Source organism: Nonomuraea sp. NPDC050547 (assembly GCF_044457345.1).
In the GTDB taxonomy this organism is placed as follows: Bacteria; Actinomycetota; Actinomycetes; order Streptosporangiales; family Streptosporangiaceae; genus Nonomuraea.
In genome coordinates, this window is record NZ_JBITGW010000005.1 from 80,864 (window position 1) to 103,506 (window position 22,643).

Sequence of the window (22,643 nt, forward strand, 5' to 3'; positions counted from 1 at the left end):
TGGCGGGCGGCACGGTCAGATCGTGCGGACGGCCACCGCGACCTGCCCGGTGGCGGGGTCGCCGTGGTTGTACAGGACGGCGGAGCCGTCGGGGGTGAAGATCGGGTGCGGGTGCCGGGGGTGGGTGTCGGCGCCGGTCCTGGCGAGGAACGTCTGTTCCCCGGTCGCGACGTCGATCAGCAGCACGTCGGAGATCTGGCGGGCGTCGTCCCAGCCGCGGCCGGGCTCATCGTGTGGCCCGGTGGTGTCCACGACGGCGTGACGGCCGTCGCGGCTGATGTCGCAGTGCCAGATCCGCTCCCCCTCGCTGACCAGCCGCGCGGGCCGGCCGTCGGGGTGGACGGCGTAGAGCCCGCGCGGGCCGCGCTCGCTCACGCCGTAGACGCAGACGAGGGCGCCGAGGTCGTGGAACATCCAGCGCTCGTGGCCGGCGGCCATCCCGCGCTGGTCGAAGACGCGGCGGCGCTCGCCCTGGTGGTACGCCCACACCCGGTCGCCGATCTCGTTCGCCGGGCCCTCGTGGGAGTAGGCCAGCCAGTCCTCGTCGTGCGGGCTGTGGTGCGGGTGGTTGGCGAACCACTCCTCGCGGAAGAGCCGGGTGACCGCGCCGGTGGCGAGCGAGACCTCCAGGCAGTCCACCGCCTCGCCGTCGTGCTCCATCACCACCACGCGGCGGCCGTCGGCGGTGATCGAGCACAGGCCCTGCAGTCCTCGGCCCCGGTGGACCGGCTCGGGTTCGCCGCCGCCGAGGTCGAGGACGTACAGGGCGCCGTCGCGCACCCAGGCCGCCACCTCGGCCGCCGGCGCCACGTCGGGCCAGACCGGCTCCGCCGCCGTGAACGCGCACAGCGGGCGCTCGTCCGGCTCACCGCCGCGCCAGGCGACGCTGCTGATGCCCCGCTCGCCGGTACGCGGGCCGTACGTGCTCACCAGCAGCCGCTCGCCGCCCGCGTGGAAGCCGTTGGCGTGCGGATAGGTCAGGTGCGCCCCGGTCAGGACGAGGTCGTGGCCGGTGCGGGACAAATGGCGCATGCCACTCCTAGGTGACGTTCGTGACGGGCCCGGAGACGAAGAATGGCGACGCAGGGTAACCATGAGGGAAGGCGGGATCTCATGGGGGGTGAGTCCTTCCTGTTCAGAGCCGGTACGGGTGCGCGGCCTCGAAGCCGAGGACGCGCCGGGCCTCACTCAGATCGATCGGTACGGCCCGGCCCGGCAGCCCCGCGCGCAGCGGGGAGCCGGGGTGGTGGCGGGCGAGCAGTTCCTCGGTGGGCCGGGACGCCAGCGTGTCGGGGGCTGCCACGAACAGCACGTGCGCCCCGCTCAGCGGCTTGGTGATCGACAGCCAGCAGGCGGTGGCCGCGTCGCGCAGGTCGAGGTAGGCCCACAGCTCCCTGGCGCCGTCGGACGGGTCGGCGGCCAGTTCCGCCGCCCGCTCAGGCAGGCGCTCGTCCGCGCCGCCGACGAACGGGAAGCGCAAGGCCACCACGGACATGCCGTGCAGGCGGGCCGCCATCCTGGCCGTGGCCTCGTCGGCCTCCTTCGACAGTCCGTAGGGGTCGGCGATCAGCAGCGGGTGCGCCTCGTCCACGGGCACGTAGGCGGGGCTGACCGGGGTGGGGGAGAACGGCAGGCCGAGCGCGCACAGGCTGCTGGCGATCGCCGCCCGGCGCACGCCCGCCCTGCCCGCCTCGTCGAGCACGGTGAAGGTGGCGCGAGTGTTGTTGCCGAACACCTCCGGCGCCGGGTCGTGGTTGGGCGAGGGGATGGCGGCCAGGTGGACCACCGCGTCGGCGTCGCGGACGGCCTGCCGTACCGCCGAAGGGTCGCCCGCGTCGCCGGACACGACGCGGTCGGCCTTGAGGTCGCCCGGGTCGTCGAGCACCAGGGCGGTGACGTCCGCGCCCTCCTCGGCGCAGCGGTCGAGGACCGCGCGCCCGATGAGTCCCGCCGCCCCGGTGACCAGCACTCGGGTCAACCTTTCACCCCCGTGAATCCGACACCGCGCACGATGTACTTCTGAAAGACGATGAACACCAGCACCGGCGGAAGAAGCGCCATGAACATCCCGGCGATGACCATGTTCTCCTCGGCGAACTCCGCCAGCCTGGGCAGCGCCACCGAGATCGGCTGCGCCTCGCCGTCGGAGATCGCGACCATCGGCCAGAGGAAGTCCTTCCACGCGCCCATCAGCGTGAGCAGCGAGGTCACCGCGAGGACCGGCTTGGACATGGGCAGCACGATGTACCAGAACATCCGCCACGGTCCCGCGCCGTCGACCTGCGCCGCGCCGAACAGCTCGCGTGGGATGCCGTCGAAGAAACGCTTCATGAGCAGGACCGTGAACGCGTGCGAGGCGTGCGGCAGCCATACCGCCCAGGTGGTGTTGGCGATGCCCAGGTCCAGGACGGTCAGGTAGAGCGCGACCAGCGAGACACTGCCCGGCAGGAACAACGTGGCCAGGATCGCGCCGTAGACGTAGGGGCCGTAGCGGGGGCGCAGCACCGACAGGGCGTAGGCGCCCATGACGGAGACGATGATCTGCGCCAGCCACGAGCCGCCGGCCAGGACGACCGTGTTGAGCATGAAGTGGCCGATGCGCAGCCTGCTCCACGCCTCGCCGAGCAGCGACCAGTCGGGGCTGGCGGGGAACAGGCGCAGCGGGTCGGTGAGGAGTTCCTGGGTGGGCGAGATGGCACCCTTGATCGTCCAGAGGATCGGGCCGAGGCCGAGCACGAGCACACCGAGGAAGACGGCGAACTGGGTCGAGCCGAGGACGACCCGCACGATCCGGCGCCGCCGGTCGAAGTTGGAGATCATGAGCTGCTCCACGTTCTGGTCGCGCGCAGGTAGACCGCCGACAGGGCGCCGAGCACCACGGCCAGCAGCACCGACAGCGCCGCCGCCATGCCGTAGTCGCCGTAGACGAAGGCGTAGCGGTAGATGAGCAGCAGGACCGTCACCGTGGAGTCCTCGGGCCCGCCGTCGGTCATGACGAACGGCTCGGTGAAGACCTGGAAGGTGCCGATGACCTGCAACAGCAGCATGAGCAGAAGGACGCCGCGCAGGTGCGGCAGCGTGATGTGCCACACGCGCCGCCAGATCGAGGCGCCGTCGCTCTCGGCCGCCTCGTAGAGCTCCTTGGGCACGGCGGTCAGCGCCGCCAGGTAGATCAGCACGGTGCCGCCGGCGCCCGCCCAGGTGGCCTCGAGCACCAGGGAGGGCATCGCCCACGCGGTGTCCTGCAGCCAGGGGTACGGCCCCAGCCCGACCACCCCGAGCAGGTTGTTGAGCAGCCCGTAGTCGGCGTTGTAGAAGAACTTCCACATCATGATCGCCACGACCGGCGGCACCGCCACCGGCAGGTACACCAGGACCCGGAACACCGCCGAACCCCGCCGCAGCTGCGACATCACCACCGCCAGGAAGACCGGCACCGGGAAGCCGAACAGCAGCGCGAGCACCGTGAACCAGGCCGTGTTGACCACGGCGGTGCCCAGCAGCGGATCGGCGAACAGGTTGGCGAAGTTCTCCCACGCCACCCACTCGGCCACCGCCACCAGGTTGGTGCGCTGGAAGGCCAGCAGCCCGCTCTGGATGATCGGCCACCAGGAGAAGACGGCGAAGACGAACACCAGCGGCGCCAGGAACAACACCGAGGCCAGGCCATAGGGGCTGCGGCGCCGGCGTGGGTGGCCCGGCGCGGGCGCCGCCGCCCGCTCCTTCCGCTGCAGGACCGCCGTCACCGCTGCGACCTGTCCAGGATCGGCGTCACCTTCCCGGCCGCCTTGGCCAGCTCACCCGCCGGGTCGGCGTCCTTTCTCGTGAGTACGGCCTGCACCACCGTGTCCAGGGCGGCGTAGAGCTCCTGCCCGGCGACCGGCGGCTCGGAGATGAACTCCTGCTTCTTCACGCCCTCGTTGTAGGTGGCGAAGTGGTCCCAGTTCACGTTGGAGGCGGCCTTCTCGGCGGCCACCACCGGCCCGGAGACCGCGTCGGTGTAGAACGGCAGCGTGGGCAGGCCCGCGACCAGGCCGTCGGCCTTCCGCTTCTCGGCGCGCTGGGTGGCGAGCGCGGGGTCGTACTTGGGGCGCAGGTAGAAGTAGTCGATCCACTTCACGGCCGCCTGCCGCTGCTCGGGGGTGGCCTTCGGGCTGACCACGGCGACCGTGCCGCCGAGCAGGGTGCCGTTGCCGGAGCCCGAAGGGAGCGTGGTCTGGCCATAGGTCTCCGGCTTGCCGGCGAACTTCGCGACGTAGCTGGAGTAGAGGTTGGGGGCGCCCATCATCATCGCGACCTTGCCGGAGGCGAAGTCGCGCAGCAGGTCGTCCTGGTTGCGCAGGTGCTGGGTGCCCATCGACCGGTCCTGCCAGCGCATCGCCTTGAGCAGGTCGAGCGCGCTTCTGGTGGGGACGTCGTCGAAGGCGGGCGCGTACTTGCCGCCTTCCTCCTTCTCCATCCGGCCGCCGTAGGAGTAGGTCATCGTGGTGAGCATCCAGCCGCCGGTGTTGGCGGTGGCGTGCATGCCGAAGCCCGGCACTCCGGTCTTGTCGCTGATCTGCTTGGCGGCGGCGCGGACCTCGTCCCACGTGGCCGGGGGTTTGTCGGGGTCGAGGCCGGCCTTGGTGAACAGGTCGCGGTTGTAGACCAGGCCGGCGGCGTACGCCTCGGTGGGCAGGCCGTACACCTTGCCGCCGGAGCTGCTCGGGGCCAGCAGGCGCGGGTCGAAGTCCTTGTTGGCCAGGACCTTCAGCTCGGCGGTGAGGTCGGCGACCTGGCCGCGCTTGATCATGGAGGGCGGGTCGGTGAGCGGGATGCGGAAGACCGTCTCCAGCTGGCCGGCCGCCAGGCGCGCGGCGAAGGTCTTGACGTCGTACTGGGTCTCGGTCGGCTTGAGCTTGATCGTCGGGTTGGCCTTCTCGAACGCGGCCACGTCGGCCAGGAAGTTCTTCTGGCTCTCTGCCTGGGTGCTCGGCGGCATGCCGGAGACGGTGATCTCGATCTTGCCGCTGTCGGCTCCGTCCTGGCCTCCGCCGCAGGCGGCGGTGGCGAGCAGGAGCAGTCCCGCAGCTCCTCGTGCGATGTGTGTGTTCATCGGGACTCCAGTTCATGCCGGGGGGCGAGGTGAGTCGAACGCTATATTTGACGCGTTAACGTGTAAAGCACGAGATGGTAACTTGGCCGAAATATCGTGATTTAACGCGTCAACTAGGGTGGCTCCAGGCCGCCGTCGGGGCGGCGCACCCGCGCCGCCCACCGCTCGTGCAGGTGCGTGACCGGCGGGAACCGCGCGGCCAGCCGTTCGTCGAGTTCCACGCCCCAGCCGGGCGCGGAGGAGGGATGGAGGTGGCCGCCGACGGGATTGAGCGTGCCGGGGAACACCTCGCACACCGCCTCCGGGTAGACGTGCGCCTCCTGGATGCCGAAGGCGGGCGTACTGACGTCGAGCGCGACGCCGGCCGCGACGCCGACCGGCGAGACGTCGCCCGGCGAGTGCCAGGCGGTGCGCACCCCGGTCAGCTCGCACAGGGCCGTGAGCTTGCGCGCGGGAGTCAGGCCGCCGATCGCGGAGATGTGACAGCGCAGCAGGTCAACGCCGCCGTTCAGGACGAGCCTGGCCGCCTCGGGCACCGACACCAGCAGCTCGCCCACGGCGATCGGCACCGGCGAGGCGGCCCTGACCTCGGGCAGGCGGTCGTAGTGCTCGGGCGCCACCACGTCCTCCAGGAAGAACAGCCGGTGGTCGGCCAGGCTGCGGGCCAGGATGACCGCGTCCTTCGGGGTCAGGCGGCTGTGCACGTCGTGCAGCAGCTCGACCTCCTCCCCCAGCACCTGCCTGGCCCGCTCGAACAGCGCGGGCGTGGTGCGCAGGTAGTGGCGCACGTCCCAGCCGTCGGGATGCGGGGCCGCCGGGTAGCCGCCGGGGGCGCCGGGCGCGCCGTAGGTGCCGTGGCCGGGCTGGCCGGTCTGCAGGCGTACGTGGCGGTATCCGGCCGCCATGAGCCGCTGCGCGTGCTCCAGCGTGGCCTCGACGGTGGCGCCCTCGGCGTGCAGGTAGAGCGGCGCCGCCGCCCTGACCCGTCCGCCGAGCAGCTCGTGTACGGGCATGCCCGCGCGTTTGCCGGCGATGTCCCACAACGCCATGTCCACCCCGGACAGCGCGTTGTTCAGGACCGGGCCGCCGCGCCAGTAGCTCGACAGGTGGATCATGCGGACGATGTCCTCGATGTCGGCGGGGTGGCGGCCGATCAGCAGGGGGGCCACGTGCTCGTCCACGGTGGCGGCGACGGCGTGGAAGCGCTGGGTGAAGGTGGCGCAGCCCAGGCCGTACAGGCCGTCGTCGGAGGTGTCCACGCGGACCACCACCAGCGGGATGCCCTCGGGGGCGGTGACGATCGCGCGCACCCGGGTGATGCGCAGGGCGTCGCGGGGCTGCCAGGGGGGTTGTGTCTCGGGCATGACCTGGCCGGGAGAGGGGGTCACGGCATCGCCTTTCAGCGGGTGTCTTGAGGCGGGACGGTCGGAGGTGGGCGGTTTGAGGCGGGCGGTTTTGCGGTGGGACGGCTTTGTGGTGGGACGGCTTGGCGGCGGGTCAGCGGGGGAAGGGCGTCGGGTGCGCGGGTGTGGAGACGCTGAGACCGCCCCAGCTCCAGACCGCCTCCGCACCGCCGCTGCCCTCCGCCCTTCGGCTCTGCGTGCCGAGTTCCGCGGCGGTGTCCTCCGGACGACCGCCCGGTGAGGTGGACCGGGGAGCGGCAGAGCCAACCGAGGCGACGGAGCTGGCCGCGCCGGCGGGGCTGGCCGGGCTGGTCGAGCCGGCGGGGCTGGCGGGGCTTGGAGCGGCGGCCGGTGGAAGGTGGCAGGTCAAAGGGGAGGCGGTGGGCCGCTCGTCGCCGGTGAGCAGTTCGACGGCGAAGCCCGCGCGCAGGATCGCGTCGTGGAAGTCCACGGGCCGCACCTCCCCGCTGTACAGGACGACCTCGGCCGCCACCTCGTCCCCGTCACGAGCCAGCACCCACCCCGCCGAAGCGCCCAGGAAGGACGCGGCGGCGGTGTGCACCACGGCCCGGCGTCCGCCCGCGGCCAGCTCGAAGCGCCCCTCCCCCAGGTCCCGCCCCGACACCCCGTTCCCTCGCAACGTGACCCGCAGCCGCAGGTCCCCCACGGGAAAGACGGATCCGGGCGGCAGGTCGAGGTTGGGGTGGAAGTCGCCGGAGTCGTAGCTGAGCCACCACCCGGCCAGCACGCGCGGCCCGTCCTGCGCCTGGCGGCACCACGCCGCCGACAGGTCGCGCCCGTTGTGCGTCATCCGGGCGCGCAGGACCACGGCCGGGTCGTCGGGCGTACGCCAGTACCCGAGCAGCGGCCGTCGCTGCACCCACGCGAACTCCTCGTTCACGCTGCCCAGGCAGGCGTCCTCGGTCAGCCAGGTGGTCCCGGCGGTCTCGCCGTCGAAGACCGTCCGCACCTCCACGGGGTCCGCGGGCAACGCGCGAAACCGCTCCACCAGGTACGGCGGGCATGCCAGCCCCGGCATCAGCCGAGGCGTCGGGTCTCCCTCCGGCACCCCGGCCCGCTGCCCGATCGGCACCCCGGTCTGCTCCGCCAGATAACGCGTCAACTCGGGCCGCAGCCAGTCGTCGTAGGCCCGAGCGTGCGGCCCCGCCAGTTGCCCGGTCCCGGGATGGAACCGCTCGGCCACCGCGCCCCACACCCGCTCCCGCAGCCGCTCCACGCCGGCCAGGAACTCCTGGTCCGTCACGACCAGCCGGGCCCGCTCGGCGATCTCCAGCAGGAACGGGCTGTAGGCGGGCGAGTTGTACTCGGCGAAGGCGTCCAGCGCGAGGAGGGCGGTCAGCTTGGCCCTGCCGTACTCCAGCAGGAAGGGTTCCGGAAGCAGTTCGCCCGCGGCGGCCGCGGTCACCGAGCCGAGCAGGGCGATGTTGGTGTAGCGCGGGCCGACGTTCCTGCGGAAGATCGACATGGCCGCGTGGCGCAGGGCCGCCGCCACCCCGCCGTCCAGCACGTCCCCGTGTACGGCCAGCACCTGGGCGAGCCGTACCCCGATGAAGTCCGCCCAGTTCCAGTCGGCCGGGCCCATCGCGTGCGGCGGCTCCTCCAGGAAGTAGCCCCAGATGCCGTAGTGCTCGTCCAGGGGGTCGGTCACCTGGAGGGCGGTGACCGCGGCGAGCACCTCGCGCGCGCGGTCCAGGCGCCCGGCCCTCAGCAGCGCGAGCGCGTAGTCGGTGGATTCGCGGGTCTCGTGAACCCTGGTTCCCGCGGGGATCCTGGTGTGGTATCCGTTGCTGCGCGACAGCCGCCAGGGCATGCGCGCGGCGGGATCGTAGCGTTCGTCCTGGAGTTTGAGGAACTGGTCCAGGTCCACGTGGGCTCCTTTCGCCGAATGGGGGCCGACAGTAGTCTTAGCGTGTTAACGTGTCAACGATCACATAGGCAGACGAAGGGGGCGGGATGAGCGACGCTGGCGACACCCAGGAGCCGCTGTACCAGCAGGTGAAGCGGGATCTGGTCGCCGCGATCTCCCGCGGGGAGTACATCGCCGACGAGCCGTTCATCAGCCAGCGGGAGGTGTGCGAGCGCTTCGGGGTCTCGACCACGACCGCCGTGCGGGCGCTCAACGAGCTGGTCACCGAGGGCTACCTGGTGCGCCACCGGGGCCGCGGCACGTTCGTGGCGGAGCGGCCCGCCGAGCCTCCCCAGGCCAGGGAGCGCTCGATCGCCTACATCATGCACGGGCACGGACCGCACAACACCGACATCATCGACGGCATCGGGTCGGTCTGCGCCGAGCTGGGCTACCGGATGTTCCTGTCCGACACCAAGGGCTCGGCGGCCGCGCAGGAACGCGCGCTACGGCAGGCGCTCGACACCCAGGCCAGCGGGGTCGCGCTCTACCCGGTGGACGGGCACGCGGAGTCCCCGGCACTCGACGAACTGCGCCGTCGCAAGGTGCCGCTGGTGATGGTGGACCGCTACCTGCCCGAGGTGCCCACGGACGCGGTGCTGTTCGACAACTTCGCCGCCGGGTACCAGCTGACGCGTTATCTCGTCGGCCAGGGCCACCGCCGGATCATGGCGCTGTGGGACGCCACCGACTGCACCAGCGTCCAGGAGCGGCTGTCCGGCCACGTACGGGCGCTGCGCGAGCACGGCATCCCGATCTCCCCCGAGCTCACCGCGCTGACCACCTACCTGCGACTGCCGGACGAGCGGCGGCGGGCCATGCTGGCCGGGCTGCTGGAGCGGGCCGAGCCGCCGACGGTGCTGCTGTGCGCGAACGGCTACGTGCTGGCCCACGCCGCCACCGACCTGACCCGGATGGGCGTGCAGGTGCCGGAGAAGGTGGAGCTGGCCGGGATGGACGACGCGGGGCCGTTCGACCTGCTGCCGCTGACGGTCGCGGCGGCGCAGCTGCCCTCGCGGGACATGGGTGAGCGGGCGATGCGGCTGCTGGCCGAGCGGATCGACCAGCCGGACTCGGGCCGCGAGATCGAGCACATCGTGCTGCCCATCGAGATCCGCACCCGCGACGCCGCCTCCGCCTACCTCCGCGTCGTCTCCACGCAGTCCGCCTGACACCCAGGCTGCCTGACACCCTGTCCACCTGACACCCGGTCCGCCCTGACACCCGGTCCGCCCTGACACCCAGGCCGCTTGACACCCAGGCCGCTTGACACCCAGGCCGCCCTGACACCTGGCCGCCGACACCCGGCCCGCTCGATCCGTTCCCGCCCCTTGCCGGGGTGGGAGCCTCCCCATACGCTCACGGTAAGCGCTTTCCAAGCAGGAGGTTCCCTCGGTGCCGCCCCCCATCCGCGTAGCCGTCGTCGGCGGCGGTCAGATCGCGAACGCCGTCCATATGCCGACATTTCGTAAATTGCCGGAGGACATCGAGGTCGTCGCCGTCGTCGACGCCACCGAGGACCTGGCCAGGTCCTTCGCGAGCCGGTGGGAGATCCCGCACGCGAGCGACGACCTGGACGCCATGCTCGCCGAGGTCAAGCCCGATCTCGTGGACATCGCCAGCCCGCCCTCCCTCCACCGCGAGCAGGCCGTCGCCGCGCTGCGCGCCGGGGCGTGGGTGTGGTGCGAGAAGCCGCCGTGCCTGTCGCTGGAGGAGTACGACGCCATCGCCGCCGCCGAGCGGGACGGCGGGCCGTACGCCTCGATCGTCTTCCAGCAGCGCTTCGGTTCCGGCGCGCGGCACCTCAGGCGTCTGATCGAGTCCGGCGCGCTCGGCGCGCCGTATGTGGCGCACTGCCAGACCACCTGGTACCGCGACCCCGCCTACTACGCCGTGCCGTGGCGCGGCAAGTGGGCGACCGAGGGCGGCGGGCCGGCGATGGGGCTCGGCATCCACCAGATCGACCTGCTGCTGGAACTGCTCGGCGACTGGCGCGAGGTGCGCGCCATGGCCGGCCGGCTGGCCCGTGACATCGAGACCGACGACGTGACCACCGCGCTGGTGCGCTTCGAGTCGGGCGCGCTGGCCACCGTCGTCAACACCGCCCTGGCGCCGCGCCAGGTCAGCCACCTGCGCATCGACCTGGCCGCCGCCACCTTCGAGCTGACCCACCTGTACGGCTACGCCAACGACGACTGGACCTGCACCCCGGCCCCCGGCGTCGAGGAGATCCCCTGGCCGCCCCCGCGGAACGAGTCCAGCTCCCACCTCGGCCAGCTGCGCGGCCTGGTCGCCGACCTGCGCGCCGGCCGCCGGCCGCGGGCCAGCGGAGACGACGGCCGCCACTCCCTGGAGCTGATCACCGCCATGTACCGCGCCGCGCAGACCGGCGAGACCGTGCGCAGAGGCCAGATCGCCCCGGGCGATCCCTTCTACTCCAGCTTGGAGATCACCCTGTGAAGATCAGCGGATTCGAGCTCTTCTTCGTGGAGCCGCGCTGGCTGTTCCTGCGCGTCGACACCGACGAGGGTGTGAGCGGCTGGGGCGAGCCGATCGTCGAGGGCCGCGCCGAGACGGTCGCCGCCTGTGTGCGCACGCTCATGGACGTGCTGTCCGGCGCCGACCCGCGCCGGGTCGAGGACCACTGGCAGGTGATGACCAAGGGCGGCTTCTACCGGGGCGGCCCGGTGCTGTCGAGCGCGGTCTCGGGCATCGACCAGGCGCTCTGGGACATCAAGGGCAAGGCGCTGGGCGTGCCGGTGTACGAACTGCTCGGCGGCCCCGTCAGGGACCGGGTCCGCGTCTACACCTGGGCGCACGGAGACACCCCCGAGAGGCTGGCCGAGGACGCGCGGGCGAAGGCGGCTGCCGGGTTCACGGCGGTCAAGTTCGCCGCGTGGGAAGGGCCGCTGCCCGCGGTGCCGTCGGCGGCGCAGGTGCGGGCGGTCGTCGCCCGCTTCGCCGCGGTCCGCGAGGCGGTCGGCGACGGCGTGGACGTCGGCGTGGACCTGCACGGCCGCTTCAGCGCCGCTGCGGCCCGGCGGGTGCTGCCGCTGCTGGAGGAGTATCTGCCGATGTTCGCCGAGGAGCCGGTGCTGCCGGAGTTCTCCCGCGACCTGCGCCACGTGGTGGAGAGCACGTCGGTGCCGATCGCCACCGGCGAGCGCCTCTACTCCCGCTGGGACTTCCGCGACGTCGTGACCACCGGCATCGCGGTCGCCCAGCCGGACCTGTCGCACGCGGGCGGCATCTCCGAGGTGCGCAGGATCGCCGCGATGGCCGAGACCCACGACGTCACGCTCGCGCCGCACTGCCCGCTCGGCCCGATCGCGCTGGCGGCCTGCCTGCAGGTGGACTTCGCCACGCCCAACTTCCTCATCCAGGAGCAGTCGCTGGGCATCGGCTACAACACCGGCGCCGACCTGCTCGACTACCTGGCCGACCCGTCGGTGTTCGCCTTCTCCGCCGGCCACGTCGGGCTTCCGTCCGCGCCGGGGCTGGGCGTGGAGGTGGACGAGCGGACGGTACGGCGGGCCGCCGATCGCGGGCACGCCTGGCGCAACCCGGTCTTCCGCCACGAGGACGGCTCGTTCGCCGAATGGTGAGACCTCCTACAGGGAGCCGGTGAGCGTCGGGATCGAGTCGAGCAGCAGCTTGGTGTACTCGTGCTCGGCGTGCCTGATCACCCGCGGCGCCGGACCGCTCTCGACCACCTTCCCGTCGCGCAGCACGATCACCTCGTCGGCCAGCAGCCGCGCGCTGAGCAGGTCGTGCGTGATGTAGAGCATCGCGATGCCCCGGTCGCGGGCCAGCCGGTCGAGGAGCTGGAGGATCTCGGCGCGGATCGAGACGTCCAGCATGGAGATCGGCTCGTCGGCCACGAGCACGCCGGGCTCGGGCGCCAGCGCGCGGGCGATGACGACCCGCTGGCGCTGCCCGCCGGACAGCTGGTGGGGCAGCTTGTCCAGGTACTGCTCCGCCGGATGCAGCCCGACCGCCTCCAGCAGTCCGGCCGCCTTCTCCGCCGCCGCCCGCTCACCGAGTCCGAGGTGGTTGCGCAGCGGGCGGGCGAGCGCGTACCCGACCGTGCGGGTGGGGTTGAGCGCGGCGAACGGGTCCTGGAAGACGATCTGCACGTGCCGCCGGTAGCGGGTGAGCCGCCGCCCGCGCAGCCCGCCCACGTCGAGGTCGCCGAAGACGACGGTGCCCGAGGTGGGCCGTTCGATGCCGGTCACGAGCCTGGCCAGCGTGGTCTTGCCCGATCCGCTCTGCCCGACCAGCGCGGTCACCCGGCCCGGCCGCAGGTCGAAGGAGACCCGGTCGACGGCCCGCGTCACGGTGGTGCGCCACCCGCGGCGTACCCGGTAGTCCTTGACCACCTCCCGCACCGACACGACGGGCTCGCGCGGCGCGGGCTCAGGGCGGTCCGGGGTGAACGCGCGGGTCCGGCCCGCCTCGGGCAGGTCGCCGCCGAGCACGCAGCGGACCGCGCCCGGCCCGGCCGGGGCCAGCGGGGGGTGGGTGGTGGCGCAGGCGGCGACCGCGACCGGGCAGCGCTCGCGGAAGCGGCAGCCGCTCTGCTCGCGCGACAGGTCCGGCGGGCGGCCGGGCACGTAGTCCACGCTCACCTCGGCGGCCCGCGGGTCGGCGTAGGAGCCGAGCAGGCCGCGCGTGTACGGATGCATCGGGCGGGTGAGCATCGCGGCGGCGGGCTGGTCCTCGACGATCTCCCCGGCGTACATCACCATCACCCGGTCGGCCATCTCCATGACGGTCCCGAGGTCGTGGCTGATGAACAGCACGGCGAAGCCCAGCTCGGCCCGCAGCTCGCGCAGCCGGTCGAGGATGGTGCGCTGCACGACCACGTCGAGCCCGGTGGTGGGCTCGTCCAGCAGCACGAACTTCGGCCGCAACGCCAGCGCCAGCGCGAGCGCGGCCCGCTGGCGCATGCCGCCGGACAGCTCGTGCGGGTAGCGGCGCAGCACGTCCGGGTCGAGCGCGACCATCTCCATCAGCGCCGCCGCGTCGCCATGGGCGTCGTGCGCGCGGAAGGCGTCCTCGAACTGCGCGCCGACCGTGATGACGGGGTTGAGGGCGTTCATGCTGCTCTGGAAGACGGTGGAGATCCTGGCCCACCGCAGCGGCCGCAGGCTCTCCTCGCTCGCGCGCGTGACGTCCACGCCGTCGAAGACGACGCTCCCGCCGCTGATCGCGGCGGGCTTGTCCAGCAGCCGCAGTACGGCGTTGCCGAGCGTCGACTTGCCGCACCCGGACTCCCCCAGCAGCCCGGCGAACTCGCCCTCGTCCACGTCGAAGCCGACCCGGTCCACCGCGCGCACCGGCGCGGCGTCGCGCGGCCGGTAGGTCACCGACAGCTCGCGCACCTCCAGCAGGGCCATGTCAGTCCTCCCTCAGGTGCGGGTTGCTCAGCGCGTCCACGCCGAAGTTGACCAGCGTGAGCGCGATCATCAGCCCGGCGAAGGCCAGGCCGGGCGCCACCAGCCAGGCCCATTGGCCGGTGAGCATCGCGCCGCCGTTGTTGGCCTGGTTGAGCATCGCGCCCCAGCTCACGCTGGCCGGGTCGCCGAGCCCGAGGAAGGAGAGCCCGGCCTCGCCGCCGATCGCGCCGAGGCAGGCGCCCATGAATCCGACCACGACGAGCGAGGTCATGTTCGGCATGATCTCCTTCATGATGATCCGGGCGGTGGAGTCCCCGGCGAACTTGGCGGCCGTCACGTAGTCGCGGGTGCGCAGGGAGATGATCTGCGCCCGTTTGATCCGCGCGCCGTACGCCCAGCCTGTGACGCTGATGACCGCGACGATCAGCCACAGGCCCTTGACCGGCGAGTACGCCGCGAGGGTGATCATCAGCGGCAGGACGGGCACGACCAGCGCCAGGTTGGTGAAGAAGGAGAGGATCTCGTCGACCAGCCCGCCGAGGTATCCGGAGGTCAGCCCGACGGCCAGCGCGATCACCGTGGACAGCGCCCCGGCGGCCAGCCCGACCACCAGGGAGATCCGGGCGCCGTAGATGAGCTGGGAGAGCACGTCCTCGCCGCGCGCGGTCGTGCCGAGCCAGTGCCCGGCGCCGGGCGGGAGCGACCCGTCGAAGGAGTCGTCACGCGGCCCGTACGGCGCCAGCCAAGGCGCGAGCAGCCCGACGGCGACGAACCCGGCCAGCATGACCAGCCCGATCCGGCACTTGCGGTTGCGCCACAGGATGACCAGCCAGCCGGGCAGCCGGGTGGCCCGCCGGGCCTCGGTGGCGGCCAGTTCGGCGGTCATGCGGCCACCTCCCTGCGCACGCGCGGGTCCAGCACGCCGTAGAGCATGTCGGCCAGGAAGTTGGCGAGCAGGACGCCGATCGTGATGAACAGGAACAGGGCCTGCATGAGCGGGTAGTCGCGGTTGGTGACGGAGTCGAGCATCATCCGGCCGAGGCCCGGATAGTTGAAGATCGACTCGACCAGGACGGTGCCGCCGAGGATGCCGCCCAGCGCCATGGCGAAGCCGGTCACGTTGGGCAGGATGGCGATGCGGGCGCCGTAGGTGAGCGCGATCCTGCGCTGGGGCAGGCCCTTGGCGCGGGCCAGGCGGGCGTAGTCCTCGCCGAGCGTCTGGACCATGTTGTTGCGCATGCCGATGATCCAGCCGATCGGGCCGACGATGAGCAGCGCCAGCGCGGGCAGCACGCTGTGCTGGAAGGCGTCGGAGAAGAAGATCCAGCTCCAGCCGGGGTTGGAGCCCGGCCCGTAACCGCCGCGGGCGGGGAACCAGTTGAGCGTGATCGCGAAGACGTAGATGAGCATGAGCGCCAGCCAGAAGAACGGCAGCGTGCCGACGAACGTGGAGCCCAGCGTGATCACCGAGTCGGTGCGGGTGTTGCGCCGGTGGGCCGCCCACGCGCCGAGCAGTGTGCCGGCGGCGAACGAGAGCACGTGCGTGACCCCGACCAGGATGACCGTCCACCACAGCGCCTGCCCGATCATGTGCGTGACCGGGTAGGGGAAGTAGGTGTAGGAGACCCCGAACTCGCCCCGCAGCACCGCGCCCAGGTAGTTGACGTACTGCGTGAGCAGGGTGCCGTCGGGGGCGCCGAGCATCGTGCGAACCGCGGCGACCTGGGCGGGGTCGATCGCCTGGCTGCGCCCGCTGAGCCGGGCGACGATGGCCTCGGCCGGGTCCCCCGGCTGCAGCCGGGGGATGAGGAAGTTGAGCGTGACGGCGGCCCAGAGAGTGGCCGCGAAGAAGCCGGCCCGCCGCAGGAAGTACCTCATGCCGGCTTCAGGTTCGTGATGATGAGCAGGTTGTCGCCCGGGTTGGCGTAGGGGTTCTTCGCGTCGGGCCAGCCGACGGCCTTGTCGGTCTGGTACTGGAACCACTTGGCCCCGTACCACAGCGGGATGACCGGCACCCGCTCCATCATGATCGTGGCCAGGCCGGCGACGGCCTTCTTCTGGGTGGCCTCGTCGGTGGCGACGCGCAGTTCGTCCAGCAGCCGGTCGGTCTCGGCGTCCTTCCAGCGCACGAAGTTGGAGGCCGCCTTCTTGCCGATCGGCGCGCTCTGGTCGCCGGCGAGCGGCTCGGCGAAGTTCCTGAACATGTTGCACGAGCCGCCGTGCACGCCGAGCAGCGCGTCGTAGCTGCCGATCGCCCGGTCGCTCTCGTAGGTCGGGAAGTCCGGGGTCTCCAGGTCGACGTCGAAGCCGAGCGCCTTGAGGTTCTTGACGATGATCTGGCCGGCGGCCAGCCAGTCGGTCCACTCGCCCGGCACCTTGAACGTGAACGTCAGCGGCTTGCCGTCCTTGCCGAGCCGGGTCCCGTCGGCGTCCTTGGTGTAGCCGGCGGCGGTGAGGGCGGCGTCGGCCTTGGCCGCGTCGTACGGGACGAGGCCCCGGCCGGCCAGGCCCGGCGGAAGCCACTTGTCGTGGCCGGGGACGACGAGGCCGCTCTGGCTCGCCTGGGTGACGTAGCCGTTCTGCGACTTGTCGATGATCTGCCTGTGGTCGAAGGCGCCGGTGAGCGCCTTGCGGAAGGCCAGGTCGTCGAAGGGCTTCCTGGTGAGGTTGAGGTAGACGCTGATCGTGCCGCCCGGCGGGTACCAGTAGTGGTTGACCTTGGGGTCGCGGGCCACGTAGGCCTTGTCCACGTCGGGGATGAACATCGCGTTGTGGTCGTACTCGCCGCGGCTCATCTTGAGCTGGTCGATCGGGCCGCCGCCGTCGGCCTTGTGGAAGCGGATCTCCTGGACCTTGATCTTGCCGGCCTGCCAGTAGTTCGGGTTGCGCTGGATGGTCAGTTGCTGGCGGTTGAAGGCCTTCACGGTGAACGGGCCGGTGCCGACGGGGTTGTCGGCGTTGACGAACGTCGTCGGGTCGGAGACCTTCGACCAGATGTGCTCGGGCACGATGAGGACGTTGACCGCGAGCGTGAAGGCGGAGGCGCCGGCGTCCTGGAAACGCATGGTGACGGTCGAGGCGTCGGTGGCCTCGACCGAGGACAGGTAGCGCCACACGCCCTCGTTGTCGAAGGCCGGATGTTTCTTGATCAGGGAGTAGCTGTAGGCCACGTCCTTGGCGGTCAGCGGGGCGCCGTCGGTCCACTTCACGCCCTGCCGTATCCGCAGGACGAGGGTCTTGGGGTCGGTCCAGGAGTACGCGGCGGCCAGCCAGGGCTTGGGGGTGCAGGAGAAGTGGTCGTACTCGACGAGCTTCTCGAAGAGGTATCCGGTGGCGCCCAGCTGGGTGGCGAGCAGGTAGGGGTTGTAGTTGGCCTGCGGCTCGGTGCCGCCGCCGAAGTCACCGTAGTCCAGGTGACCGATCATGCCCTGGGCGGTGTCCTGCGGGGCGGCCATGCCTTCGGTGCCGGTGCATCCGGCCACGGCCAGTGCCGCCACTAACGCGATGAGGATCTGCTTACGTCCTCTCACCTTTGCTTTCACTCCTTCTGCTGGTGGTGCAGCCGCAGCTCTCGCGCAGCACCGGTTCGGTGGCGAGGACCGCGTCCATGACGGCACCCGGGCCGCCGAGTCCGGAGATGAGCAGCCGCGCGGTGGTCGCGCCGAGTTCCCTGATGGGCTGGCGGACCGTGGTCAGGCGAGGCTGTACGAGCGAGGCCATGGGCACGTCGTCGAAGCCGGTGATCGCCACGTCGGCGGGCACCGACAGGCCGCGGCCGAGCGCGCCGATGAGCAGGCCGAGCGCGGTCTCGTCGTTGGCGCAGACCACCGCGCGCGGGCGGCGGCGGCCTTCGAGCAGTTCTCCCGCGGCGATGACGCCGTCGGACTGCTGCAGCCCGAGCCGCAGCGGCTCGCGCGGCGCGCTCACCTTGGCGGCGCGGTGGGCGGCCTTGAACGCCTCCCAGCGCTCGGTCACGTCGGGCGAGCCGTCGGGGTTGCCGACGAACGCCAGCCGCCGGTACCCGTGGTCGGCCAGCAGGTGCCTGGTCAGCTCGCCGATCGTCGTGTTGTCGGCGCGCACGGCGGGCACGCCGTCCATGGAGCGCCCGGCCAGCGTCACGACCGGGACCAGCTCGGCGACCCGCCGGAGCGCGTCGTCGCTGATCGTGCCGCCGTGGACGGCCATGCCGTCCACCCGCTCGGCCATGGTGAGCACCTGCTCGCCGGCGCCGGCGCGGTGGTGGGTGGCCAGGATGTGCACCGAGGCCCCCGCCGCCATCGCCTCCGACTCGAAGCCCTGGATGAGCTCGGAGAAGTACGGCCCCGCCAGCCCCGGGAAGACCATCGCCACCGAGCCGTGCTTCTGCTCGGCCAGGGCGCGGCCCATCTGGCTGGGGCGGTAACCGTATTCCTCGATGACGCGGAGCACGCGCTCGCGCATCTCGGGGCTGACCTGGCCCGTTCCCCGTGAGACGCGGGAGACGGTGGCGACGGAGACCTGGGCGATCTTGGCGATTTCTCGCACTGTCGGGCGTCTGTTGCCCATCTGCCCGCCTCCGCCGTAACGTGTTGCTGTAACCGCTTTCAGCGACCATATGTGAGGAACCTCACCACGGCAAGACCCCCACGGAGAGGACCCGTCCGCATGCGCGACATCCGTCTCGGCCGGCGCAGGATCCTGATCGACGGCGTGCCCTCGCTGGTCATGAGCGGGGAGGTGCACTACTTCCGGCTGGCGCCCCACGACTGGGGCGACCGCCTCGACCGGCTGGCGGAGGCCGGGTGCACGGCGGTGGCGACGTACATGCCGTGGCTGGTGCACGAGCTGCCCGACGGCTCCGTCGACCTGACCGGCAGGACCGGCGGGCACCGGAACCTGACCGGGTTCCTGGACCTGGCGGCCGAACGCGGGCTGGCGGTGATCGCCCGGCCGGGGCCGTTCGTGATGGCCGAGCTCAAGAACGAGGGCATCCCCTACCGCGTCTACGCCCGGCACCCGCAGGTACGTCCGGTGACGTGGGACGGCGCGCCCGTGCCGACCAGGACCCTCGACTACCTCGCGCCCGCGTTCCTGGAGGAGGTGGACGCCTGGTACGCGGCGATCATGCCGGTCCTGGCCGAACGGCTGGCGCCGCGCGGCGGGCCGGTGGCGGCGGTGCAGCTCGACAACGAGGTCGGGATGTTGTCGTGGGTGAGCAACTCCCCCGACCTCACCGACGGCGTGCTGACCGACTTCGCCGCGTGGAGCGGCGGCGCGTTCGGCGGCCTGTCGCCGCGCAGCCCGTCCGGCCCCGGCTCACCGGCCTTCCACCACGCGCTCGGCGCCTACAACCGCGACCGCTACGCCCGCTACCTCGCGTTCCTGCGTGAACGGGCCGAGGCGTACGGGGTGCGCGGCGTGCCGTACCTGGTCAACATCCACGGGACCGGCGGCGGGCGCGGCAGGACCTACCCGATCGGCATCAGCCAGCTCTACCTCGCCTACCGGGGTCAGCCGCAGCTGACCTCGGGCTCCGACCACTACCTGGGCGACCTCACCGTGGGCAACGTCGCCGACCTGTACGTCGGCAACGCGTTCATGGCCGCCGTGCACGACGCGGACCAGCCGCTCACCTCGCTGGAGTTCGAGGCGGGCACCGGCGACTACGGCGAGGACCTGGCGCTGATGGTGCCGCCGTCGGCGCTGGAGCTGAAGACCCGGCTGTGCGTGGCGCAGGGGAACCGGCTGATCAACTACTACCTGTTCGCGGGCGGGGTGAACCCGCCGCTCGACGTCCCCGCGGGCGACGGCAACGACCGCGTCGCGTTCACCGGCGAACGCCACGGCTTCGCCGCGCCCGTGGACCCGGAGGGACGCACCGGCCCGGCGTTCGCGGCGATCCGGTCGGTGCTGTCGGCGGTGCGCGGGGCGGCGGACCTGCTGGCCGACATGGACGAGGAGCACGACGACGTGGCGCTGGGCTTCGTGCCCGACCACTACCTGACCGAGTACGCCTACCCGGGCGACGCCGAGCGGCGGGCGATCGTGGCCGACCTGGAGCGTTTTCGCGGGATGGGCTCCAGGGACGTCGTGGCCCGCGCGCTGCTCCTGGCCGGGTTCTCCTTCCCGGCCGTCGACCTGCAGGAGGATTTCGGCCCCGGCCGGGTGCTGGTGCTGGGCAGCGCGACCACGCTCGCGGCGGGGGTCCAGCGGCGGCTGGCCGCGTACGTGCTGGACGGCGGGCGGCTGCTGCTGGCCGGCATGCTGCCCGCCCGCGACACCGACGGCGCGCCCTGCACGATCCTGGCCGAGGCGCTGGGCCTGTCGGCCGGGCCGCCGGTGGAGGGCTCCGCCGGGTTCTTCCCCTCGGTCCGCGCGGAAGCCCACACGGAAGGCCACGCGGAAGCCCACGCGGAAGGCCGCGCGGGAGGGCACGCGGGAGGGCACGCGGAAGGTGGCGAGGGAGGGCGCGCGGAGGTCCGGGTCGGCGTGCTGCAGCATCTGATCGCGCCGGAGGCGGAGGTCCTGGTCCGCGAGGCGGTCTCGGGCGCCCCGGTCGGGGTGCGCGTGCGCGCCGGGTCCGGCCAGGCGATCGTGCTGACCTGCGACTACCCCTGCCATCTGGACTTCTGGACCGGCCTGCTCGCCCTGCTCGGCGCCCGGCCCCGCCACACCCACGACGCGCCGGTCCCGGGCATCGTGGTGACCTCCACCGCCGACGCGGACGGGCAACGTCTGGTGCACCTGCTGAACGTCAGCCCGGTGGACCAGTCACTCGTGCTCAGCCGCGACGGCGAGCCGCTGTTCGGCGGGCGCGGGATCGACCTGCCCGCCCGCTCCGGCCTGATGCTCCCCGAGGGCGTCGGCGACCTGGCCTGGTCGACCTGCGAACTGGCCGGTCCCGGTCTGCTGCGCCGGCGCGGCAAGGGCGACGCGGCCCAGGTCGGGGACCGCCTGCTCACCTGGCCCGACGACCCCGCCGCCCGCGGACAGACCGTCCGGCCGGGTCAGGAGCGCCCGGCTCCCGGCCACTCCACGCCCTCGAACGGGTCGTAGTCGACCTCCAGCTCCTCCTGCGGCGGCCGCTGCTCCTCGGGCACGTGCTGGAGGTTGACCCGGATCCGGTACCACACGCTGCTGCGCCCGCGCATCCCGTCGACCAGCACGTCAGCGGGCTCCAGCAGGGCGGCCACCTCCGGGTGGCGCTCCTTCCAGCGCTCGAACCCGGCCATGGCCTCGTCCTTGTGCTGCGCCCGCGCGATCTCGATGAGCGGCATCGTCTGCTGCCGCCGCCCCTCCCCCTTGGGCGCCTTGGGCGCCGGCCCCAGCGACTCGGCCAGCTCCAGCAGCCCGTCGAGCACGCCGGCGTGCAGATCCATGTCCTCCCACGGGTCGCCGATCTCGGCGTAGCGCTTGGGCACGGTCTCGACGGTGAACGCCTCCGGCCGGCAGCCCGGCACCTCGTCCCAGGTCAGCGGCGTGGACACGCGGGCATCGGCCACCGCGCGCACCGAGTAGGCGGAGGCGACGGTGCGGTCGTAGGCGTTCTGGTTGAAGTCGACGAAGACGCCCTCACGCTCCTCCTTCCACCAGCGGGCGGTGGCCAGGTCCGGCGCGCGCCGCTCGACCTCGCGGGCGACGGCCTCGGCCGCCTTGCGCACCTGCGCGTACGGCCAGCGCGGCTCGATCCTGGCGTAGACATGGAAACCCCGCGACCCGGACGTCTTGGGCCAGGCGGTCAGCCCGTGCTCCTCCAGCACCTCGCGCGCCACCTGCGCGGTGGACAGCACGTCGCGGAAGGGCACGCCGGGGATGGGGTCGAGGTCGATGCGCAGCTCGTCGGGGTGGGCCAGATCCCCCGAACGCACCGGATGCGGGTTGAGGTCGACGCAGCCCAGGTTGAGCACCCACACGAGCTGGGCCAGGTCGCCGACCACGACCTCGGCCGCGCTCAGCCCCGAGCGGTACTTGAGCTCGGCCACCTCGATCCAGTCGGGCCGCTTGGCGGGCGCCCGCTTCTGGAAGAAGGCCTCCTCGCGGATCCCGTGCACGAACCGCTTGAGGATCATCGGCCGTCCGGAGACGCCGCGCAGCGCCCCGCCGGCCACGGCCCGGTAGTAGGAGATCAGATCGAGCTTGGTGTATCCGGCCTCGGGGAAGACCACCTTGTCGGGGTTGGTGATGCGCACCTCTCGCCCAGCCACGTCCATGCACTCAACATACGTGCTCACTCCGACAAAGCCCGGGACCCCCGCAGCAGCGCCCGCATCCGGGTGATCTCCGCGCCCTGCCCCTGGTCGATGTCGGCGGCCAGCGCCCGGATCGCCGGGTCGGCGCCTTCCTTGACCACCCGCCCGGCCAGGTCGAGCGCGCCCTCGTGGTGGGCGATCATCCCGGTGAGGAGGGCCCGGTCGAAGTCCGCGCCGCGCAGCGCCGCCATGGCGTGCCCGCCGGAGTGGGCGGAGTGCTCCGGTGTACGGCCCAGCCGCCCCAGCCACGTCGTCAGCCAGGTGATCTCGGCCTCCTGCGCGACCCTGACCCGCTCGGCCGCCGCCAGGACGGGCCGCGAGGTGGTCCGCCCGCGGGCCAGCGCGGCCATCTCCAGCCCCGCCCGGTGATGGGCGATCATGGCTTCGGCGAAGCGCACGTCGGCCGCGTTCGGCCGCTCGACCGGGGCGACGGTCTGGCCGGGGGTGGCGGTGGCCGCGGGCTCGCCGGGGCCGCCGGGCAGGATCACGGGCGGCCCGCCGGTGGGGACGACTCCCCCCGGGGGCGGCTGGGCCGTACACGCGCAGGCGAGCACTGTCACGGCGGCGATCACCGCGTTACGGTTCATCTGG

At 72.3% G+C, this 22,643-nt stretch carries 18 protein-coding genes; 4 read left to right on the forward strand and 14 right to left on the reverse strand.

The window, feature by feature from the left end:
• Positions 1-15 precede the first annotated feature (15 nt).
• The 7 genes from ACIBHY_RS14210 to ACIBHY_RS14240 all read right to left on the reverse strand — a co-directional run bounded on the left by ACIBHY_RS14210 (position 16) and on the right by ACIBHY_RS14240 (position 8,386).
• A complete protein-coding gene (locus ACIBHY_RS14210) occupies positions 16-1,032 on the reverse strand; it encodes an oligogalacturonate lyase family protein (protein ID WP_397243356.1) in 1,017 nt (338 codons plus the stop codon).
• Between the two features lie 103 nt (positions 1,033-1,135).
• A complete protein-coding gene (locus ACIBHY_RS14215; protein WP_397243795.1) occupies positions 1,136-1,969 on the reverse strand; it encodes an NAD-dependent epimerase/dehydratase family protein in 834 nt (277 codons plus the stop codon).
• A 5-nt stretch (positions 1,970-1,974) separates the two neighbouring features.
• Complete coding sequence (locus tag ACIBHY_RS14220) at positions 1,975-2,820, reverse strand: carbohydrate ABC transporter permease (protein WP_397243354.1); 846 nt, start codon at positions 2,818-2,820, stop codon at positions 1,975-1,977.
• Positions 2,817-3,746 carry a carbohydrate ABC transporter permease gene (locus ACIBHY_RS14225; protein ID WP_397306851.1) on the reverse strand — a complete coding sequence of 310 codons (930 nt, stop codon included), beginning with the start codon at positions 3,744-3,746 and terminating at the stop codon, positions 2,817-2,819. The genes ACIBHY_RS14220 and ACIBHY_RS14225 overlap by 4 nt, the downstream gene beginning before the upstream one ends.
• Positions 3,743-5,095, reverse strand: coding sequence for an extracellular solute-binding protein (locus tag ACIBHY_RS14230; RefSeq protein WP_397243350.1), 1,353 nt, complete (start codon positions 5,093-5,095; stop codon positions 3,743-3,745). The genes ACIBHY_RS14225 and ACIBHY_RS14230 overlap by 4 nt, the downstream gene beginning before the upstream one ends.
• A gap of 113 nt (positions 5,096-5,208) precedes the next feature.
• On the reverse strand, positions 5,209-6,483 hold the full coding sequence (locus ACIBHY_RS14235; RefSeq protein WP_397243348.1) for an enolase C-terminal domain-like protein: 1,275 nt from the start codon (positions 6,481-6,483) through the stop codon (positions 5,209-5,211).
• 109 nt (positions 6,484-6,592) lie between these two features.
• Complete coding sequence (locus tag ACIBHY_RS14240) at positions 6,593-8,386, reverse strand: hypothetical protein (RefSeq protein WP_397306852.1); 1,794 nt, start codon at positions 8,384-8,386, stop codon at positions 6,593-6,595.
• An 86-nt stretch (positions 8,387-8,472) separates the two neighbouring features.
• Between ACIBHY_RS14240 and ACIBHY_RS14245 the strand changes: the two genes are divergently transcribed.
• The 3 genes from ACIBHY_RS14245 (at position 8,473) to dgoD (ending at position 12,030) form a co-directional block, all read left to right on the forward strand.
• Positions 8,473-9,597: a GntR family transcriptional regulator gene (locus ACIBHY_RS14245; RefSeq protein WP_397243344.1), complete on the forward strand. Its 1,125-nt coding sequence runs from the start codon at positions 8,473-8,475 to the stop codon at positions 9,595-9,597.
• Between the two features lie 223 nt (positions 9,598-9,820).
• Positions 9,821-10,885 (forward strand): Gfo/Idh/MocA family protein, encoded by a 1,065-nt coding sequence (locus ACIBHY_RS14250; RefSeq protein WP_397243342.1) that lies wholly within the window; start codon positions 9,821-9,823, stop codon positions 10,883-10,885.
• Positions 10,882-12,030 (forward strand): galactonate dehydratase, encoded by a 1,149-nt coding sequence (gene dgoD / locus ACIBHY_RS14255; protein WP_397306853.1) that lies wholly within the window; start codon positions 10,882-10,884, stop codon positions 12,028-12,030. The genes ACIBHY_RS14250 and dgoD overlap by 4 nt, the downstream gene beginning before the upstream one ends.
• Before the next feature lie 6 nt (positions 12,031-12,036).
• On the opposite strand, the gene ACIBHY_RS14260 is transcribed toward dgoD, so the two are convergent.
• The 5 genes from ACIBHY_RS14260 to ACIBHY_RS14280 are packed head-to-tail and all read right to left on the reverse strand — an operon-like array spanning position 12,037 to position 18,369.
• Positions 12,037-13,824 carry an ABC transporter ATP-binding protein gene (locus ACIBHY_RS14260; protein WP_397306855.1) on the reverse strand — a complete coding sequence of 596 codons (1,788 nt, stop codon included), beginning with the start codon at positions 13,822-13,824 and terminating at the stop codon, positions 12,037-12,039.
• Between the two features lies 1 nt (position 13,825).
• Positions 13,826-14,710, reverse strand: a complete 885-nt coding sequence (locus ACIBHY_RS14265) for an ABC transporter permease (RefSeq protein WP_397306856.1) — start codon at positions 14,708-14,710, stop codon at positions 13,826-13,828.
• Positions 14,707-15,702, reverse strand: coding sequence for an ABC transporter permease (locus tag ACIBHY_RS14270; protein ID WP_379621636.1), 996 nt, complete (start codon positions 15,700-15,702; stop codon positions 14,707-14,709). Before ACIBHY_RS14270 ends, ACIBHY_RS14265 begins: the two co-directional genes overlap by 4 nt.
• Entirely contained in the window at positions 15,699-17,354 is a 1,656-nt protein-coding gene (locus ACIBHY_RS14275) for an ABC transporter substrate-binding protein (protein WP_397306857.1), read from the reverse strand. Before ACIBHY_RS14275 ends, ACIBHY_RS14270 begins: the two co-directional genes overlap by 4 nt.
• Complete coding sequence (locus ACIBHY_RS14280) at positions 17,341-18,369, reverse strand: LacI family DNA-binding transcriptional regulator (RefSeq protein WP_397306858.1); 1,029 nt, start codon at positions 18,367-18,369, stop codon at positions 17,341-17,343. Before ACIBHY_RS14280 ends, ACIBHY_RS14275 begins: the two co-directional genes overlap by 14 nt.
• Positions 18,370-18,468: 99 nt before the next feature.
• On the opposite strand from ACIBHY_RS14280, the gene ACIBHY_RS14285 reads away from it, so the two are divergent.
• Positions 18,469-20,859, forward strand: coding sequence for a beta-galactosidase (locus ACIBHY_RS14285; RefSeq protein WP_397306859.1), 2,391 nt, complete (start codon positions 18,469-18,471; stop codon positions 20,857-20,859).
• On the opposite strand, the gene ligD is transcribed toward ACIBHY_RS14285, so the two are convergent.
• A complete protein-coding gene (gene ligD / locus ACIBHY_RS14290) occupies positions 20,811-22,013 on the reverse strand; it encodes a non-homologous end-joining DNA ligase (RefSeq protein WP_397306860.1) in 1,203 nt (400 codons plus the stop codon). The genes ACIBHY_RS14285 and ligD overlap by 49 nt on opposite strands.
• Before the next feature lie 17 nt (positions 22,014-22,030).
• Positions 22,031-22,639 (reverse strand): DUF305 domain-containing protein, encoded by a 609-nt coding sequence (locus ACIBHY_RS14295; RefSeq protein WP_397306861.1) that lies wholly within the window; start codon positions 22,637-22,639, stop codon positions 22,031-22,033.
• Positions 22,640-22,643: the final 4 nt, after the last annotated feature.